We start from the raw sequence: 17,030 nt of genomic DNA, 5'->3' as shown, positions 1-17,030 counted from the left end.
CGAACATGGACAAGCTGAAAATCATCGGCGGCAACCGCCTCAATGGAGAAATCCGCATCAGCGGCGCGAAGAACGCGGCCCTGCCGATCCTGTGCGCGGGCTTGCTGACCGCCGGCGACGTGGAACTGTCGAACGTGCCGCGCCTGCACGACGTGCGCACGATGCTCAAGCTGCTGGCCGCAACGGGCCTGAAGGTCACGCAGGACGACGAGAAGGTCACCCTGAACGGCGCCGGCATCGACAAGCTGGAGGCGCCCTATGAAATGGTCAAGACCATGCGCGCCTCGATCCTGGTGCTGGGCCCCCTGCTGGCGCGCTTCGGCGAAGCCAAGGTCTCGCTGCCGGGCGGCTGCGCGATCGGCTCGCGTCCGGTGGACCAGCACATCAAGGGCCTGCAGGCGCTGGGCGCCGAGATTCATATCGAAGGTGGCTACATCTACGCCAAGTGCAAGAAGCTCAAGGGCACCCGCATCGTCACGGACATGATCACCGTGACCGGCACCGAGAACCTGCTGATGGCCGCCACGCTGGCCGAAGGCACCACGGTGCTGGAGAACGCGGCGCGCGAGCCGGAAGTGACCGACCTGGCGCACCTGCTGGTGGCGATGGGCGCAAAGATCGAAGGCATCGGCACCGACCGCCTGGTGATCCACGGCGTCGAAGAACTGCACGGCGCGAAGCACGAAGTGATTTCGGACCGCATCGAAGCGGGCACCTTCCTGTGCGCAGTCGCGGCCACCGGCGGCGACATCACGCTGACCAACACCCGCACCGACATCTTCGACGCGGCGCTCGACAAGCTGGCCGAGATGGGCCTGACCATCATGCTGAACGGGTCGACCATCCGCGCGGTGATGACGGGCCGTCCGAAGCCGGTCAGCTTCCGCACCACGGAATACCCGGGCTTCCCGACCGACATGCAGGCGCAGTTCATGGCGGTCGACGCGATCGCGCACGGCACCAGCAGCATCACCGAGACGATCTTCGAGAACCGTTTCATGCACGTGCAGGAACTGAACCGCCTCGGCGCGCACATCAACATCGACGGCAAGACCGCCTTCATCCGCGGCGCCGACCGCCTGGTGGGGGCGCCCGTGATGGCGACCGACCTGCGCGCATCGGCTTCGCTGGTCATTGCCGGCATGGCCGCGCAGGGCGAGACCATCGTGGACCGCATCTATCACCTGGACCGCGGCTACGACCGCATGGAAGTGAAGCTGTCGCAGGTGGGCGCGAACATCGAGCGGATTCGCGAATGAGTTCACCGCAGTTGATCCTGGCGCTCTCCAAGGGGCGCATCTTCGAGGACACGCTGCCGCTCCTGGAAGCGGCAGGCATCCGCGTGCTGGAAAACCCGGAGACCTCGCGCAAGCTGATCCTGCCGACCAACGACCCGGCCGTGCGCGTCATCATCGTGCGGGCGACCGACGTGCCGACCTACGTGCAGCACGGTGCGGCCGACTTCGGCGTGGCGGGCAAGGACGTGCTGCTGGAGCATGGCGGCGAAGGGCTGTACCAGCCGATCGACCTGAACATCGCGCAGTGCCGCATGTCGGTGGCGGTCAAGGCGGGTTTCGACTACCAGGCGGCAGTGCGCCCGGGCGGGCGCCTGCGCGTGGCGACCAAGTTCGTGCAGACTGCGCGCCAGCACTTCGCGGGCAAGGGCGTGCACGTGGACCTGATCAAGCTGTACGGCTCGATGGAGCTGGCGCCGCTGGTTGGCCTGTCCGACGCCATCGTCGACCTGGTCTCGACCGGCAGCACGCTGCGCGCCAACAACCTGGTCGAGGTCGAGCAGATCATGGATATTTCTTCGCGCCTGGTGGTGAACCAGGCAGCCCTCAAACTCAAGCGCGAACGGCTGCAGCCGATCATCGAAGCGTTCGCCAAAGCCTCAGCAAAGTAACAGCACCATGTCGAAGCGCATCGCCAAACTCGATTCCACCCATCCGCAATTCACGGCCGACCTGCATCGCCTGCTCGCATTCGAGTCGGCGACGGACGAGGCCATCGAGCATGCGGTGGCGGGCATCCTCGCCGACGTGAAAGCGCGCGGCGATGCGGCGGTGCTGGAATACACCAACCGCTTCGACCGCGTGAACGCGCAGTCGGTGGCGCAGTTCGACCTGCCGCAGGCCGAGCTGGACGCGGCGCTCGCCGGCCTCCCGGCCGCACAGCGCGATGCGCTGCAGTTCGCCGCCGACCGCATTCGCGCCTTCCACGAACGCCAGAAGCAGGAGCTGAACGGATTCACCTACACCGAACCGGACGGCACGGTGCTGGGCCAGCGCGTGACGCCGCTGGACCGCGTGGGCATCTATGTCCCGGGCGGCAAGGCGGCGTACCCGTCGTCGGTGCTGATGAACGCCATTCCCGCGCAGGTGGCGGGCGTGCGCGATATCGTGATGGTGGTGCCAACTCCGGACGGCGTGAAGAACCAGATGGTGCTGGCCGCCGCCGCCATCGCCGGCGTGACCCGCGTGATCACGATCGGAGGCGCGCAGGCAGTGGCGGCGCTGGCGTATGGCACTGCGAGCATTCCTCCGGTCGACAAGATCGTCGGCCCCGGCAATGCCTACGTGGCTGCCGCCAAGCGCCGCGTGTTCGGCACGGTCGGCATCGACATGATTGCAGGACCCTCCGAGATCCTGGTCCTGTGCGACGGCACCACCGATCCGGACTGGGTGGCGATGGACCTGTTCTCGCAGGCCGAGCACGACGAGCTGGCGCAGGCCATCCTGCTGTGCCCGGACGCGGCCTACATCGCGCAGGTGGAAGCGAGCATCGAAAAGCTGCTGCCCACGATGCCGCGTGCGGAGACGATCGCGGCATCGCTGTCCGGCCGCGGTGCGCTGGTCAAGGTACGCGACATGGAAGAAGCCTGCGCGATCGCCAACGACATCGCGGCGGAACACCTGGAGATCTCCGCCGAGAACCCGCAGCAGTGGGCGGACAGGATCCGCCATGCGGGCGCCATGTTCCTCGGGCGCTTTTCGTCCGAAGCGCTGGGCGACTACTGCTGCGGCCCGAACCACGTGCTGCCCACCTCGCGCACCGCGCGCTTCTCGTCGCCGCTGGGCGTGTACGACTTCCAGAAGCGCTCCTCGGTGCTGTTCGTGTCCGAAGAAGGCGCACAGGTGCTGGGCGCGGCTGCCGCGCAGCTGGCGTATGGCGAAGGCCTTCCCGCCCACGCGCGCAGCGCCGAACTGAGGATCAGGTCCCGATCATGAACGAGTGGCTCAACCGCGTGTTCTGCGAGGACGCGCTGACCGGACTTGCGCGGATCCCGGACGGCTCGGTGGACCTGATCCTGACCGACCCGCCCTACAATCTCGGCAAGGACTACGGCAACGCGTCCGACCAGCAGAGCGTGGAAGACTACCTCGCGTGGACCGAACAGTGGATCGACGCGGCCCTGCCCAAGCTCAAGGACAACGGCAGCCTGTACATCTTCCTGACCTGGCGCTTTTCGCCGGAGATCTTCGTGATGCTGAAAAAGCGCATGACGATGATGAACGAGATCATTTGGGACCGCCGGGTGCCGTCCATGGGCGGCAGCACGCGCAGCTTCAGCTCCGTGCACGACACCATCGGTTTCTTCGTCAAGCGCAAGGACTACCACTTCGACCTCGATGCGGTACGCATTCCCTACGACGCCGAAACCAAGAAGGCGCGCTCGCGCTCGATCTTCGTCGGCGCCAAATGGCTGGAAGTGGGTTACAACCCGAAGGACCTGTGGAGCGTGTCGCGCCTGCACCGCGAGCACCCGGAGCGCGCTGACCACCCGACCCAGAAGCCGCTCGAGATCATCGAGCGCATGGTCAAGGCCAGCTGCCCGGAAGGCGGGGTGGTGCTCGACCCGTTCATGGGCAGCGGCACCACGGCGGTAGCGGCGCAGCGCTGCGGCCGCAACTTCGCCGGCTTCGAACTCAATCCGGCCTACTGTGAGATTATCGAAAGCCGCCTGGCGGCGCCCGAGGTGCCGCTGGCCAAGCCGGCGCGACGCCGCGCGCAGGCCGGCAATGCCACGGCGCTGGCGGAAGACGAGGGGACGGTCCCCTCCGGGGTTGGTCCCCGACGGCTCAGGAGCATCAAATGACGTCCATCGACAAACTGATCGAGAACACCATCCGCCCGGACGTGCGCGCGCTCGCCAGCTACCACGTGCCCGACGCCACCGGCTACATCAAGCTGGACGCGATGGAGAACCCGTACGAGCTGCCCGAAGCGCTGCGCAGCGAGCTGGCCGGACGGTTGTCCGCCGCGGTGCTGAACCGCTATCCCGTGCCGTCCTACAGCACCCTCAAGCAGCGCCTGTGCGAGCGCCTGGGCGTCCCGGCCGGCCATGACGTCATCCTCGGCAACGGCTCGGATGAGCTGATCCAGATCATGGCCACCGCTGTCGCCCAGCCGGGCAAGCGCACCGTGATCATGGCCCCGGTGCCGGCCTTCGTCATGTTCGCCCGCTCGGCCCAGTACGCAGGCGCCGAGTTCGTCGGCGTGCCGCTGCGGCCCGATTTCACGCTGGACAAGCCGGCCATGCTCGCCGCGATCGCCGAACACCGCCCGGCCCTGCTGTTCCTCGCCTATCCGAACAACCCGACCGGCAACCTGTTCGACCCCGCCGACATGGCCGAGATCATCGCCGCGCTGGGCGAGACCGGCATCGCGGTGGTGGACGAGGCCTACGAGCCCTTCGCCCAATCGAGCTTCATGGCCCGGCTGCCGGAATTCCCGAACCTGGTCGTGATGCGCACCCTCTCCAAGCTGGGCCTGGCGGGCATCCGCCTCGGCTACATGTCGGCCGCGCCCGCCCTGCTGGCCCAGTTCGACAAGGTGCGTCCTCCCTACAACGTCAACGTCCTGTCGCAGATCGCCGCCGAGTTCGCGCTCGACCACCTGGAAGTGCTCGACGAACAGGCTGCCCGCATCCGCGCCGCCCGCGCCGAGTTCGCACGGGAGCTGGCGCGCCTGCCGGGCGTCGAAGTGTTCCCGTCGGCCGCCAACTTCCTGCTGGTCCGGGTTCCGGATTCCGACCACGCCTGCGCACGACTGGCCGCAAACCGGGTGCTGGCGAAAAATATGAGTAAAATGCATCCACTGCTGGCCAATTGCATCCGAGTCACGGTCAGCACACCGGATGAGAATGCGGCATTCCTGAACGCCCTCGCAACATCCCTGACTACGCCATGAACCGCACCGCAGAAATCACGCGCAACACCAACGAGACGCAGGTCCGCGTCGCCATCAACCTGGACGGCACGGGCGAGCAGAAGCTCGACACCGGCGTCCCGTTCCTCGACCACATGCTCGACCAGATCGCGCGCCACGGCCTGATCGACCTGGAAATCGAGGCGAAAGGCGACCTGCATATCGACGCCCACCATACGGTGGAAGACGTCGGCATCACGCTCGGCATGGCGGTCGCCAAGGCGATCGGCGATAAAAAGGGCATCCGCCGCTACGGCCACGCCTACGTGCCGCTGGACGAGGCGCTCTCGCGCGTGGTGCTGGACTTTTCCGGCCGCCCGGGCATCGAATACCACATCCCGTTCAAGCGCTCGATGATCGGCTCGTTCGACGTCGACCTGACCCACGAGTTCTTCCAGGGCTTCGTCAACCACGCCCTGGTGACGCTCCACATCGACAACCTGCGCGGCGAGAATGCGCACCACCAGTGCGAAACCGTGTTCAAGGCCTTCGGCCGCGCGCTGCGCATGGCCTCCGAGCTCGACCCGCGCTCCGCCGGCGTCATCCCTTCGACCAAAGGCAGCCTGTAAGCCGACCACGCCGATGACAAACAAGATCGTAGTGGTCGATTACGGCATGGGCAACCTGCGCTCCGTCGCGCAGGCCCTGACCGCGGTCGCGCCGGAAGCAGACATCGTCATTTCGGGCGACGCGGCCGTGGTGGATGCGGCCGACCGCATCGTGCTGCCGGGCCAGGGCGCCATGCGCGACTGCATGGCCAGCCTGCGCGCGTCCGGCGTCGAGGAAGCGCTGCTGCGTGCCGCGAAGACCCGCCCGATGATGGGCGTCTGCGTGGGCGAGCAGATGCTGTTCGACAGCAGCGAGGAAGGCGACACGCCGGGCCTGGGCCTGCTGCCGGGCCGCGTGGTGCGCTTCCGCCTGGATGGCATGGTGCAGCCGGACGGCTCGCGCTTCAAGGTGCCGCAGATGGGCTGGAACCGCGTGCGCCAGGTGCGCGCGCACCCGCTCTGGAACGGCATCGAGGACGACAGTTACTTCTATTTCGTGCACAGCTACTACGCGCTGCCCGAAAACGCTCAGGACACGATCGGCGAGACCGACTACGGCGCGCCGTTCTGCTGCGCGGTAGCACGCGACAATATCGTCGCCACCCAGTTCCACCCCGAGAAAAGCGCTCGTGCAGGCCTGGCCCTGTACAAGAATTTCGTTCACTGGAATCCCTGACCCTCCTCCACTACACCACACGACCATGCTGCTCATTCCTGCCATCGACCTCAAAGACGGTCACTGCGTTCGCCTGAAACAGGGCGATATGGAACTTGCGACCGTATTCTCAGAAGACCCCGCCGAAATGGCGCTGCACTGGCTCAAGCAGGGCGCGCGCCGGCTGCACCTGGTCGACCTGAACGGCGCATTCGCCGGCAAGCCGAAGAACGAAGCGGCAGTGAAATCGATCCTGCGCGTCGTGCAGGACTTCGCCGAAGAGAACGATGTCGGCGAGATCCCGGTCCAGCTGGGCGGCGGCATCCGCGACCTCGACACCATCGAGCGCTACCTGGACGACGGCATCACCTACATCATCATCGGCACCGCGGCCGTGAAGAGCCCCGGCTTCCTGCATGACGCCTGCGGCGCCTTCCCGGGCCACGTGATCGTCGGCCTGGACGCCAAGGACGGCAAGGTCGCGACCGACGGCTGGAGCAAGATGTCCGGCCACGAAGTCATCGACCTGGCCAAGAAGTTCGAACAGTACGGCGTCGAGTCGATCGTCTACACCGACATCGGCCGCGACGGCATGATGGCCGGCGTGAACATCGACGCCACCGTCAAGCTGGCGCAGGCGGTGCGCGTGCCGATCATCGCCTCCGGCGGCGTGCACACGATCGCCGACGTGGAAGCGCTGTGCGAGGTGGAAGGCGAAGGCATCGAAGGCGTGATCGTCGGCCGTTCGATCTACGAAGGCACGCTCGACCTCGCGCAGGCGCAGGAGCGCGCCGACGAGCTGTCCGACGAAGTCACGGAGTAGCATGCTCGCCAAACGCATCATTCCGTGCCTGGACGTGACCGAAGGCCGCGTCGTCAAGGGCGTCAATTTTACCGAGCTGCGCGACGCCGGCGACCCGGTCGAAATCGCGAGCCGCTATGACGACCAGGGCGCGGACGAGATCACCTTCCTCGACATCACCGCATCGTCGGGCGGGCGCGACCTGATCCTGCACATCATCGAGGCGGTGGCGTCGAAGGTGTTCATTCCGCTGACCGTGGGCGGCGGGGTGCGCAAGGTGGAGGACGTGCGCCGCCTGCTGAACGCCGGCGCCGACAAGGTCAGCATGAATACCTCGGCAGTCAGCAACCCCCAGCTGGTGTACGAGGCTTCGCAAAAGCACGGCTCGCAATGCATCGTGGTGGCGATCGACGCCAAGGCGACGGCGCCCGGCAAGTGGGAAGTGTTCACGCACGGCGGACGCCATGCCACGGGCCTGGACGCGGTGGAGTGGGCGCGCCAACTGGAGCAGCTGGGCGCAGGCGAAATCCTCCTGACCAGCATGGACCGCGACGGCACCCGCTCCGGCTTCGACCTGGGCCTGACGCGCGCGGTGTCCGATGCGATCGGCATCCCGGTGATCGCGTCCGGCGGCGTGGGCGGATTGCAGGACCTGGCCGACGGCGTGCTGCAGGGCCGCGCCGACGCTGTGCTGGCCGCCAGCATCTTCCACTACGGGCAGCATACGGTGCAGGAAGCCAAGCGCTTCATGGCCGCGCAGGGCATCCCGGTGCGCATGGATCAGCCATGAACGGACCGAACGCCAAGTGGCTGAACAAGGTACGCTGGGATGAACACGGCCTGGTGCCGGTGATCGCGCAGGAAGCGTCGACCGGCGACGTGCTGATGTTCGCCTGGATGAACCGCGACGCGCTGGAGCGCACGGCGCAACTGGGCGAGGCGGTGTACTGGAGCCGCTCGCGCAAGAAGCTGTGGCACAAGGGCGAGGAGTCCGGCCACGTGCAGAAGGTGCTGGAGATGCGCCTGGACTGCGACGAGGACGTGATCCTGCTGAAGATCGAGCAGGCCGGCGGCATCGCCTGCCACACCGGCCGCCACTCCTGCTTCTTCCAGAAATTCGACGGCGCGCAGTGGACTGCGGCCGACCCGGTGCTGCGCGATCCGCAGCAGATCTATTCGACACCGAAGACACCAGAATGAGCGACACCCTCAGCCGCCTCGCGGCGATCATCGAAAGCCGCAAGCTCGAAAACGGCGGCGATCCCGATACCTCCTACGTGTCGCGCCTGTTCATGAAGGGCGACGATGCGATCCTCAAGAAGATCGGCGAGGAAGCCACCGAGACGGTGATGGCCGCCAAGGACGCGCGCGTATCCGGCGACGCCTCCAAGGTGCTGTACGAGACCGCCGACCTGTGGTTCCATTCGCTGGTCATGCTGGCGCAGTTCGGCCTCACGCCGCAGCAGGTGCTGGCGGAGCTGGACCGCCGCGCCGGCACCTCGGGCATCGAGGAAAAGGCCGCACGCAAGGACGTGCAGCGCGACGCGCACGAATCGAACAAACACTAATACGGAGCGAACCGTGGACAATTGCCTCTTCTGCAAGATTGCTGCACGCCAGATCCCGTCGTCGATCGTCTATGAAGATGACGAGCTGGTGGCGTTCAAGGACATCAACCCGGCGGCGCCGGTGCACCTGCTGGTGATCCCCAAGCTGCACGTCTCCACCCTGTCCGACACGGACGAGGGCCACGCGGCGCTGCTGGGCCGCATGCTGGCGCTGGCGCCCAAGCTGGCGCGCGACAACGGCTGCGACGTGAAGTACGACGCAAACGGCAATCCGAGCGGCGGTTTCAAGACCCTGATCAACAGCGGTCCGGACGGCGGCCAGGAGGTCTACCATTTGCACCTGCACATGTATGGCGGCCCCCGCCCATGGCGCGGACAGCGCTGATCCGGAGTAGAATAGCGCTCTTGGTTTCTGTGGCGCACTCGCGCTGGCAAGGAGAAAATGATGGGTTCGATGAGTATTTGGCACTGGCTGATCGTGCTGGTGGTTGTCATGCTGGTATTTGGCACCAAAAAGATTGGCAACATCGGTTCAGACCTGGGCAAGGCCGTCAAGGGTTTCAAGGACGGCGTGAAGGGCGAGGATGAGAAGCAGCCCGGGCAAGCCGCGCCGGTGCAGCAGGTTGCCGACAAGTCCACGATCGACGTGGACACCAAAGAAAAGACCCGGTCCTGACACCGCGGTGCGCGCCGTGCTGTTTGAGTTTGCATGATTGACCTGGCTTTATCGAAGATTGCCATCATCGGCGTCGTGGCGCTGGTCGTCATCGGTCCGGAGCGCCTGCCCAAGGTGGCGCGCATGGCCGGGACGCTGTACGGCCGCGCCCAGCGCTACCTGCATGATGTGAAATCCGAGGTCAGCCGCGAGATCGAGCTGGAGGAACTGCGCAACCTGCAGAAGGACGTGCAGGAAAGCGCCACCAGGTTCAAGGCTGACATCGAAAGCACGGTGGCCGAGAACCTGAACGAGGTGCAGTCGGCATGGAGTAGCACCCCGGCCTGGACGCCGCCCGCCGCCACCATGTCCGACCTCGAGCGCAAGGCGCGCGAATTCCGGCGCAAGAAGCTGGTCCGCAACTCCGCGGTGCCCGGCTGGTACAAGAAACAGCATGGGGGCAAGACCCATGTCATCTCCGGCGCAGCGCGCGTGAAGAAATTCCGCCCCCGCGCCGCCAACAAGGCCTCCTTCTTCTGATGAGCGAAACCAAAGGCGAAGAGACCTTCATCTCCCACCTGATCGAACTGCGCACGCGCGTGGTGCGCGCGACCTTCGGCATCCTGGTGGTGGCGGCAGTGCTGTTCATGTGGCCGGGCCCGGCCCAGATCTACGACATCATCGCGCAGCCGATGATGGCCTCGCTCCCGCAGGGATCGAAGATGATCGCCACCGGCGTCATCGCGCCCTTCCTGGTGCCGATGAAGGTCACCCTGATGATCGCGTTCATCCTGGCGCTGCCGTGGGTGTTCTACCAGCTGTGGGCGTTCGTCGCGCCCGGCCTGTACGCGCACGAGAAGCGCCTGGTGCTGCCGCTGGTGGTGTCGTCGTCCTTCCTGTTCATTGCGGGCGTCGCGTTCTGCTACTTCTTCGTGTTCGGCCGCGTGTTCCACTTCATCAGCGATTTCGCGCCGGAGTCGATCGCCGTCACGCCGGATATCGAAAACTACCTCGACTTCGTCATGTCGATGTCGCTGGCCTTCGGCGCCACCTTCGAAGTGCCGGTGGTCGTCGTGATCCTGGTCCGCATGGGCATCGTCAGCGTGGAAAAGCTGAAGGAAATCCGCCCCTACGCGATCGTCGGCGCGTTCGTGATCGCCGCCATCGTGACCCCGCCGGACGTGGTCAGCCAGCTGGCGCTTGCCATTCCCATGTGCCTGCTGTTCGAACTGGGCATCTGGGTAGCGCCCATGTTCGAGCGCATCACGCGCGCACCGGACGAAGCATAGCCCAGACGTGACAAGGGGCGCACGAAGCGCCCCTTGAGAGCCGGTCGAAACCAAGTTGCTGATTTGGTTCGAGAGGCGATGCCTTCAGTATTAAGTGAAGGACTTGGTTCCCTTGCGGGATGTCTCCAGTGTAGTCCACGATTCGTCGATGTCAAGGGACTGCCGGCTGCCTCCTGCCCGTGGCGGAATCGCCTGTTTCATGACCGATTCCGCCAATCCGACAGTCGCACTTCCCGACCCTATTGCATCAGCTCGGCGACCATCTTCACGGGGGCGCTGCCGTAACTGAGCAGCTGCTCGTGGAATTCCTTCAGGTTGAAGCGGTCGCCCAGCGCCCGCTTGCGCTGCTCGCGCAGTTCCATGATCTCGCTGTAGCCGCTGAAGTAGCTGGTCAGCTGCACGGAGCTCACCTGCACCCGGTGCCACTTCTCAGTGGCCTGGCTGCGGGTCTGGAAGGCCTGGCGCTGCAGCAGGTCCATCGCCTGCGGCTCGGTCATGCCAAGCACGTGCACGCTGTAGTCGAGGATGGTGTTGGTGACGGTGCGCAGGATCCACTTCGAATACATCAGCCACATCTCCGGCGTCGCGTCGCCGTAACCCGCTTCCATCATCATGCGCTCGCCGTACACGGCCCAGCCTTCCACCATCGCGCCGTTCCCGAACAGCGACTTGACGATCGACGGGGAGCGGTTCGCATACATCAGCTGCGCGTAGTGGCCGGGGATCGCCTCGTGGATGTTCAGCACCTGCAGCATCCAGTGGTTGTACTCGCGCAGCGTGCTTTCGGCCTGCTCCGGCGTCAGGTCGTCCAGCGGCGTGACGTTGTAGAAGGTGCGGTCCTGCGGACGGTAGGGGCCGGGCGCGTCGATGCTGGCGCCGGCCACGCCGCGCTGGTACATCGGCGTCTCGCGCACTTCCAGCGGTTTGGACGGATCGAGCGTGAGCAGGTTGCGCGAATTGACGAACTCCTGCAGCTGCGGGATCTGGCGCCGGATCTCGGCGATGAAGTCCTCGCGCCGCACATGGTTGGACGACAGCCGGTCGATCACCATGCCGATCTTCTGGTAGCGGTCCGCCGGTTTCTTTGCGCCCTGCATGACCTTTGGCCACAGCTCTTCGGACAGGCTGTCCATGCGCGTGAGGATCTCGTCGCGCGCGGCGAGCGCCTTGTGATAGGTCTGCTCGGCGCTGCTGGCCGACTGGATGTCGAGGGCGAACTTCTGCTCGTACAGCGCCTTGCCGATCCGGAACGGGCGCGCGCTGCCGGCCGCGAGCTGGCGCTGGTCCAGCGCCTCCAGGAAGGCCACGTACTCGCGCACCGCGGCGCGCGCGGCGTCCAGGCGCTGCTTGAAGAGCCTTTTCTCGGTTTCCGACAGCACCGACTCCTGCATGGCCTTCTCGACTTCGTCCAGCACCGCCAGGTTGCCCGGCGCCTGGCGGATCGCGAGGCGGGTGTGCTCGTGGGTCGGGTTGGTGATGTTCTCCTGCGCCGCCTTGTAGTAGGCCGGCACATTGGCGATCCGGCGCAGCAGCGTGCGCAGGCGCTGCGGCTTGGCTGCGTATTCGGTATTCAGGATGTAGTCGATCGGGCCGGCCACGCTGTACATGGCCGGATTCCACTGCCAGGGCTTGAATGTTTGCAGGTACCAGCGGTCCGATTCGAGCTTGTTCACCAGCAGCGCGTGGTCGGTGCGCTGGCGCGTCGACATCTCCTGCGGCTTCATTTTGCCGAATCGTTCCAGCCATTCGGCGATGAACTCGAGGCGCGCGACGCGGCTAGCCTCGTTCGGCACCTGCAGGGTCGCGGCGGTATCGTATTTACCGGCCGCGATCGCGCTGGCCGGTTCGATGCGCCACAGCGCGTTGAGGAACTGGATGGTGGCCGCGTCGAATGCGCGGTCGGCGCGCGGTATCTGCGGCACGGCCGCCGCGACGGGAGCGACAATTTTCTTCGGTGCCTTCTTGGCCTGCACGGTGCGGGCCGGCTTGGCGCTGCGTCCCTTTTTCTTCTTTTTCTGCGCGGCGTCCGCCGGCGTCAGCGCGAACGCTGCCAGCATCAGTGCCAGCGCGATCTTCGTCTTCATCATGCTGTTGTCCTTCGTTTCGGGCAAGCACCAAGATTAGCATCAATTGCCCGCGCCGGAAAACGGGACAGAAAATGGGGACAGACCCCATTTTTCACAAAAAATGGGGTCTGTCCCCATTTTCTGTTCCCATTTTCGGATTAGGGGCGGGGGTGGCGGTCGCCGAGGCCTTCCTGCAGCATGTCGAGCATGTCGCGCGGGGACATGCGGGCGGCGGCGTCGGTGCCGGCCAGCAGGCTGTCGGCCAGGTCGCGCTTGTGCTTGTGCAGGTCGACGATGCCTTCCTCGATGGTGCCGCGCGCGACCAGGCGGTAGATCGTCACCGGACGCTGCTGGCCCATGCGGTGCGCGCGGTCGGAGGCCTGGTCTTCCACCGCCGGATTCCACCACGGGTCCATGTGCACCACGTAGTCGGCCGCCGTCAGGTTGATGCCGACCCCGCCCGCCTTCAGGCTGATCAGGAAGACATCGCCCTCGCCTGCCTGGAACGCGTCGACGCGGCCCTTGCGCTGCTGCTGCGGGGTCGAGCCGTCCAGGTACTGGTAAGCGATGCCCATCTTGTCGAGGTGCTTGCGGATCAGGGTCAGGTGGTCGACGAACTGGCTGAACACCAGCACCTTGTGGCGGTTTTCCAGCAGTTCTTCGAGCAATCGCGCGAACACGATCAGTTTGCTGCTCGGGATGCCGGCGCCGGGAGCGACCAGCTCCGGGTTGCAGCAGGCGCGCCGCAGCCGCATCATCTCGGCCAGGATCTGGATCGACTTCTGGCTGTCGGGTGCATCGACCGACGCGATCCGTTCGAGCGCTTCACGGCGCAGCGATTCGTACAGCGCCTTCTCGTCCTGGGTCAGCTCGACCGGCAGCACGATCTCGGTGCGGGCCGGCAGCTCCGACAGCACCTGTGCCTTGGTCCGGCGCAGGATGAACGGGCCGACCAGACGGCGCAGCCGTGCGCGGGCGCCTGCCGCGGCGCGCTTGTCCTGCGCCTTTTCGATCGGACCGGCAAAGCGCATCTGGAACTGGTCGGCCGTGCCGAGCAGGCCGGGATTGATGAAGTTGAACAGGTTCCACAGCTCACCGAGGTGGTTCTCCAGCGGCGTGCCGGTCGCCACCATGCGGAAGTCGGCCTGCAGCGCCATCACGGCTTGCGAGCGCTTGGTCTGGCTGTTCTTGATGGCCTGGGCTTCGTCCAGCACCACCGTGGTCCAGCGCCTGCCGGCAAACTTGTCTGCTTCCAGCTGGAGCAGGCCGTAGCTCGCGATCACCAGGTCGAAGGGCTGCGCGTCCTTCAGCTGCGCGGCGCGGTCGCCTTCTCCGAACAGCTTCACGTTCAGCGTCGGCGCAAAGCGCGCCGCTTCGGCGGCCCAGTTCATCGCGACCGAGGTGGGCGCCACCACGAGCGTCGGGCCGGCCGGCGCGCGCTGCAGGATCAGCGCCAGTGCCTGCACGGTTTTTCCCAGGCCCATGTCGTCGGCCAGGCAGGCGCCCACGCCCCAGTGCGCGAGCCGCGACAGCCATTCGAAGCCCTCGCGCTGGTAGTCGCGCAGCTCGGCCTGCAGCGTGGAGGGCACCTCCGGCACGTACTGGTCGACCGCGCGCATGCGCGCCAGGTGCTCTTTCCAGTGCTTGTCCGTCCTGACGCTGGCGCTGTCGCCCAGGCCGTCCAGCGCGAAGGCGGCCAGCGGATGGATGCGCACGCCCTTGCCGTGTTCCTGGCCAAAGTCGGCCAGTTCCATCAGGCGGCGGTGCAGCTCGCTCGACAGCGCGGCGAACTCGTTCTCGCCGAGCTGGATGAAGCGGCCCTTGCCGGCGCGGATCGCGTCGAGCAGGGCGCGCAGGTCGAGCACCCGGCCTTCGTCCACTTCGACCTCGCCCTCGACCGCGAACCAGTCCTTGTCGCGCTTGACGGAAATGCGTGCGGTCGACTTGCTCGCATGGCGCGACACGCGGAACCGCTCGCCCTCCGGCCAGGCGGTCACCACCTTCGCCGGATCGAGCTGCTGCAGCTGGTCCACCAGTTCCAGGCAGGCGAGCGGTTGGCCAAGCAGCCATTCCCCGTGGTCGAATTCGCCCGCTTCCAGTGCGCTGCAGGCGGCCACCAGCTGGCGTTCGTTTTCCTTTTCCGCGTTCAGGTCGCGCCGCGCCTGGGTGCGCACGCCGCTGACGTCGGCCAGCACCACCTCGGCGCCGCTGCCAGGCGCGTAGTAGGAGGCACCCGGCAGCGGGCGCACCAGCACCTGCATGCGCAAGCCCTGCTGGTAGGGCACCAGGTGCACGTGCATGCGCGGATCCGCCTCGATGGTGTCGATGTCCTGCGCACTGCTGCCGATGTCCGACTGCACGGTGACGATTGAGGAGATCGCGCCGATCGCGCGCAGCACCTGCTGCTCGGCGTGGCGCGGCACTTCCAGCCCGTTGCCAATGATGGCGCCGATGCGGCGGTGCTCGTCGCCGATCGTCACGACGCGCAGCCGGGACGGCGTTTCGCGCGTGACCACCACGGCGCCGGTCTTGTCGCTGACGGGCGGGGACAGCGTGATCACCACGCCGTTTCCGGACGACCGGACCATGACTTCCGGCGCGCCCGCCACGACGTCCACCCGCGTGCCCTGCTCGCCGGCCCAGAACACGAAGGGATGCCCGACGAGCGAGGCCATGGCCCTGCCGGCCGCCGCACTGAAGCCGTCGTAGTACGGGGAGGACGACAGGATCGATGCTGCGGCCCGGTCCTGCGCGGTCATGCAATCGAGGCCCTGCAGCAGGCGCGCCATGGACGGTTCGCGGCCGCGGCTCCAGCCGCCCTTGGCATCGCGCTTCTGTTCGCGCGCCTCCAGCGCGACGCCGTAGTTGACGTCGTAGCGCACCAGCCAGACCAGCCGCGATTCACGCCCGGCGGCCGGCGCAGGCTCGGCCTGCAGTTGCATCAGCGCGTTGAGCTGGCGCTGCCAGGCTTCCTCGCGCTCGATCCAGGTCGCCATGTCGCCGAAGCGGTGCTGCTGGCGCAGCGCCACCGCCAGCCGTTCCGCGTCCAGGTCGCCCAGGCGTCCCAGCACGGAGGCCAGCTGCGCGGTGATGAGGTCGAAGCCCGCCTGCTGCGACAGGGCGAGCATCTTGCCGATCTCGTTGCGTTTCGCTTGCAGGTCGGGGGTGCCGATCCAGTGCTGCACCAGGGTGCGCACGAAGAACGGCTGCAGCGGGGAGGGCCAGTGGCTCGACGCGAATGCCTCGGCGCTGGTGGTGCCGGCCTTGACGCCGTGCAGGTAGCGCAGCTGTTCGAAGGACGAGGCGTCGCGCGTCTTCTTCGCGCCGGCTGCGATGTCGATGTACGCGCCGGCCGCCTTGGCGTCTTCCGGCCGCCCTGTCCTGAGCAGCGCCATCACATACAGGATGCCGGGCAGGCCGGGGAAGATGGCCTTGCGCTTGCCGGTCTCGCGGCGCAATGCTTTCAGGTGGTCGGCGAACATGGCCAGCGCCGCCTCGTCGTCGCCGCGCAGCAGGGTCACGGCGTTGCGGTAGGCCGCGGCTTCGGCATCGCCGTTGTCGGCGACCAGCGCGAGCGCGTCTTCCAGGCGGCCGCACAGCAGCATGTGTTCGGCCATGACCAGGCGGAGGTGCGCCGGTGCATTGCCGCGCTCGATGAGGTGTTCGGCGAAGCTGCGCACGTCGGCGACGATCGCGGGCGTGTGCAGCGCGTCGTCCAGGATGCTGGTCAGGACCAGGTCGTGGAACTGCGGATGGATGCGGGCGAACACGTCGGCGCGGAACGGACGGCCGAGCGCTTCGACGAACGGATGCACATAGTTCGCTTCGTGGCAGTCGAGGCAGGCGGCCAGCGTGGCCATGACCTGTTCGGTATCGTCGTGCACCAGCAGGGCGATGCGCAACAGGGCGATTCCCTGGCGGTAGCTGCGCAGCGCAAGGCGCCCGTCCCAGGTCGAGCGCAGGGATGCGAGCTGCAGGTAGGCGGCGCCCAGCCTGGGCAGCGAGCCCTCGCGGGTGCAATGCGCCACCGCGTCCCACCCTGCATCGGGGCTGGCCGACCAGCCGCGCCCGGCAACTTCCCTGATCGCGCCGGATGCGACCATCGCTTCCAGCTCGGCTTCGATGTCGGCATCTTCCGCCGTAAGCCCGGCGCGGGCCAGGTGCTCGCGGATGCGCGGGCGGCCCATGGCCTCGCCCGCCAGCGTCAGCAGCGCAAGGATGTGATGCTCAGCCATG

General features: G+C 66.5%; 17 protein-coding genes. 15 read left to right on the top strand and 2 right to left on the bottom strand.

Annotation, left to right across the window (positions count from 1 at the left end; translation table 11 throughout):
* The first annotated feature begins 5 nt into the window (after positions 1-5).
* Genes murA through tatC form a run of 15 tightly spaced genes read left to right on the top strand, consistent with a single transcriptional unit; the run spans position 6 to position 10,728 of the window.
* A complete protein-coding gene (gene murA / locus ACFSQR_RS00575) occupies positions 6-1,259 on the top strand; it encodes a UDP-N-acetylglucosamine 1-carboxyvinyltransferase (protein ID WP_377726856.1) in 1,254 nt (417 codons plus the stop codon).
* Positions 1,256-1,906 carry an ATP phosphoribosyltransferase gene (gene hisG / locus ACFSQR_RS00570; RefSeq protein WP_377726853.1) on the top strand — a complete coding sequence of 217 codons (651 nt, stop codon included), beginning with the start codon at positions 1,256-1,258 and terminating at the stop codon, positions 1,904-1,906. The genes murA and hisG overlap by 4 nt, the downstream gene beginning before the upstream one ends.
* A 7-nt stretch (positions 1,907-1,913) precedes the next feature.
* Positions 1,914-3,230: a histidinol dehydrogenase gene (gene hisD, locus ACFSQR_RS00565; protein WP_377726850.1), complete on the top strand. Its 1,317-nt coding sequence runs from the start codon at positions 1,914-1,916 to the stop codon at positions 3,228-3,230.
* A complete protein-coding gene (locus ACFSQR_RS00560; protein ID WP_377726848.1) occupies positions 3,227-4,099 on the top strand; it encodes a DNA-methyltransferase in 873 nt (290 codons plus the stop codon). Before hisD ends, ACFSQR_RS00560 begins: the two co-directional genes overlap by 4 nt.
* Entirely contained in the window at positions 4,096-5,193 is a 1,098-nt protein-coding gene (gene hisC / locus ACFSQR_RS00555) for a histidinol-phosphate transaminase (RefSeq protein ID WP_377726845.1), read from the top strand. The genes ACFSQR_RS00560 and hisC overlap by 4 nt, the downstream gene beginning before the upstream one ends.
* Positions 5,190-5,780 carry an imidazoleglycerol-phosphate dehydratase HisB gene (gene hisB / locus ACFSQR_RS00550; protein ID WP_377726842.1) on the top strand — a complete coding sequence of 197 codons (591 nt, stop codon included), beginning with the start codon at positions 5,190-5,192 and terminating at the stop codon, positions 5,778-5,780. Before hisC ends, hisB begins: the two co-directional genes overlap by 4 nt.
* 13 nt (positions 5,781-5,793) lie before the next feature.
* Positions 5,794-6,435 carry an imidazole glycerol phosphate synthase subunit HisH gene (gene hisH, locus ACFSQR_RS00545; RefSeq protein ID WP_377726839.1) on the top strand — a complete coding sequence of 214 codons (642 nt, stop codon included), beginning with the start codon at positions 5,794-5,796 and terminating at the stop codon, positions 6,433-6,435.
* 25 nt (positions 6,436-6,460) lie between these two features.
* Entirely contained in the window at positions 6,461-7,237 is a 777-nt protein-coding gene (hisA, locus tag ACFSQR_RS00540) for a 1-(5-phosphoribosyl)-5-[(5-phosphoribosylamino)methylideneamino]imidazole-4-carboxamide isomerase (RefSeq protein ID WP_377726837.1), read from the top strand.
* Position 7,238: 1 nt separating this feature from the next.
* Entirely contained in the window at positions 7,239-8,006 is a 768-nt protein-coding gene (gene hisF / locus ACFSQR_RS00535) for an imidazole glycerol phosphate synthase subunit HisF (protein WP_377726834.1), read from the top strand.
* A complete protein-coding gene (gene hisI / locus ACFSQR_RS00530) occupies positions 8,003-8,416 on the top strand; it encodes a phosphoribosyl-AMP cyclohydrolase (RefSeq protein WP_377726831.1) in 414 nt (137 codons plus the stop codon). The genes hisF and hisI overlap by 4 nt, the downstream gene beginning before the upstream one ends.
* Positions 8,413-8,784 (top strand): phosphoribosyl-ATP diphosphatase, encoded by a 372-nt coding sequence (locus ACFSQR_RS00525; RefSeq protein WP_377726829.1) that lies wholly within the window; start codon positions 8,413-8,415, stop codon positions 8,782-8,784. Before hisI ends, ACFSQR_RS00525 begins: the two co-directional genes overlap by 4 nt.
* Positions 8,785-8,797: 13 nt before the next feature.
* Complete coding sequence (locus ACFSQR_RS00520) at positions 8,798-9,169, top strand: histidine triad nucleotide-binding protein (protein ID WP_377726826.1); 372 nt, start codon at positions 8,798-8,800, stop codon at positions 9,167-9,169.
* A 60-nt stretch (positions 9,170-9,229) separates the two neighbouring features.
* Complete coding sequence (gene tatA / locus ACFSQR_RS00515; RefSeq protein WP_377728286.1) at positions 9,230-9,460, top strand: Sec-independent protein translocase subunit TatA; 231 nt, start codon at positions 9,230-9,232, stop codon at positions 9,458-9,460.
* A gap of 33 nt (positions 9,461-9,493) precedes the next feature.
* Complete coding sequence (gene tatB, locus ACFSQR_RS00510) at positions 9,494-9,979, top strand: Sec-independent protein translocase protein TatB (protein WP_377726823.1); 486 nt, start codon at positions 9,494-9,496, stop codon at positions 9,977-9,979.
* Entirely contained in the window at positions 9,979-10,728 is a 750-nt protein-coding gene (tatC, locus tag ACFSQR_RS00505; protein WP_377726821.1) for a twin-arginine translocase subunit TatC, read from the top strand. The genes tatB and tatC overlap by 1 nt, the downstream gene beginning before the upstream one ends.
* A gap of 239 nt (positions 10,729-10,967) precedes the next feature.
* On the opposite strand, the gene ACFSQR_RS00500 is transcribed toward tatC, so the two are convergent.
* On the bottom strand, positions 10,968-12,815 hold the full coding sequence (locus ACFSQR_RS00500) for a DUF885 domain-containing protein (protein ID WP_377726818.1): 1,848 nt from the start codon (positions 12,813-12,815) through the stop codon (positions 10,968-10,970).
* A 137-nt stretch (positions 12,816-12,952) separates the two neighbouring features.
* On the bottom strand, positions 12,953-17,029 hold the full coding sequence (locus ACFSQR_RS00495) for a DEAD/DEAH box helicase (protein WP_377726815.1): 4,077 nt from the start codon (positions 17,027-17,029) through the stop codon (positions 12,953-12,955).
* Position 17,030 lies beyond the last annotated feature (1 nt).

It is taken from the genome of Pseudoduganella sp. GCM10020061 (assembly GCF_042683405.1).
In the GTDB taxonomy this organism is placed as follows: domain Bacteria; phylum Pseudomonadota; class Gammaproteobacteria; order Burkholderiales; family Burkholderiaceae_D; genus Telluria.
The sequence above is the reverse complement of the archived record's forward strand: the minus strand, read 5'-3'. Positions and strand labels throughout refer to the sequence as shown.

Coding starts and splice junctions, on each gene's coding strand:
- hisD (WP_377726850.1), top strand. CDS start 1,914: ATGTCGAAGCGCATCGCCAAACTCGATTCCACCCATCCGCAATTCACG.
- tatB (WP_377726823.1), top strand. CDS start 9,494: ATGATTGACCTGGCTTTATCGAAGATTGCCATCATCGGCGTCGTGGCG.
- hisH (WP_377726839.1), top strand. CDS start 5,794: ATGACAAACAAGATCGTAGTGGTCGATTACGGCATGGGCAACCTGCGC.
- ACFSQR_RS00495 (WP_377726815.1), bottom strand. CDS start 17,029: ATGGCTGAGCATCACATCCTTGCGCTGCTGACGCTGGCGGGCGAGGCC.
- ACFSQR_RS00525 (WP_377726829.1), top strand. CDS start 8,413: ATGAGCGACACCCTCAGCCGCCTCGCGGCGATCATCGAAAGCCGCAAG.
- tatC (WP_377726821.1), top strand. CDS start 9,979: ATGAGCGAAACCAAAGGCGAAGAGACCTTCATCTCCCACCTGATCGAA.
- ACFSQR_RS00560 (WP_377726848.1), top strand. CDS start 3,227: ATGAACGAGTGGCTCAACCGCGTGTTCTGCGAGGACGCGCTGACCGGA.
- ACFSQR_RS00500 (WP_377726818.1), bottom strand. CDS start 12,815: ATGATGAAGACGAAGATCGCGCTGGCACTGATGCTGGCAGCGTTCGCG.
- hisA (WP_377726837.1), top strand. CDS start 6,461: ATGCTGCTCATTCCTGCCATCGACCTCAAAGACGGTCACTGCGTTCGC.
- murA (WP_377726856.1), top strand. CDS start 6: ATGGACAAGCTGAAAATCATCGGCGGCAACCGCCTCAATGGAGAAATC.
- hisB (WP_377726842.1), top strand. CDS start 5,190: ATGAACCGCACCGCAGAAATCACGCGCAACACCAACGAGACGCAGGTC.
- hisI (WP_377726831.1), top strand. CDS start 8,003: ATGAACGGACCGAACGCCAAGTGGCTGAACAAGGTACGCTGGGATGAA.
- hisF (WP_377726834.1), top strand. CDS start 7,239: ATGCTCGCCAAACGCATCATTCCGTGCCTGGACGTGACCGAAGGCCGC.
- tatA (WP_377728286.1), top strand. CDS start 9,230: ATGGGTTCGATGAGTATTTGGCACTGGCTGATCGTGCTGGTGGTTGTC.
- hisC (WP_377726845.1), top strand. CDS start 4,096: ATGACGTCCATCGACAAACTGATCGAGAACACCATCCGCCCGGACGTG.
- hisG (WP_377726853.1), top strand. CDS start 1,256: ATGAGTTCACCGCAGTTGATCCTGGCGCTCTCCAAGGGGCGCATCTTC.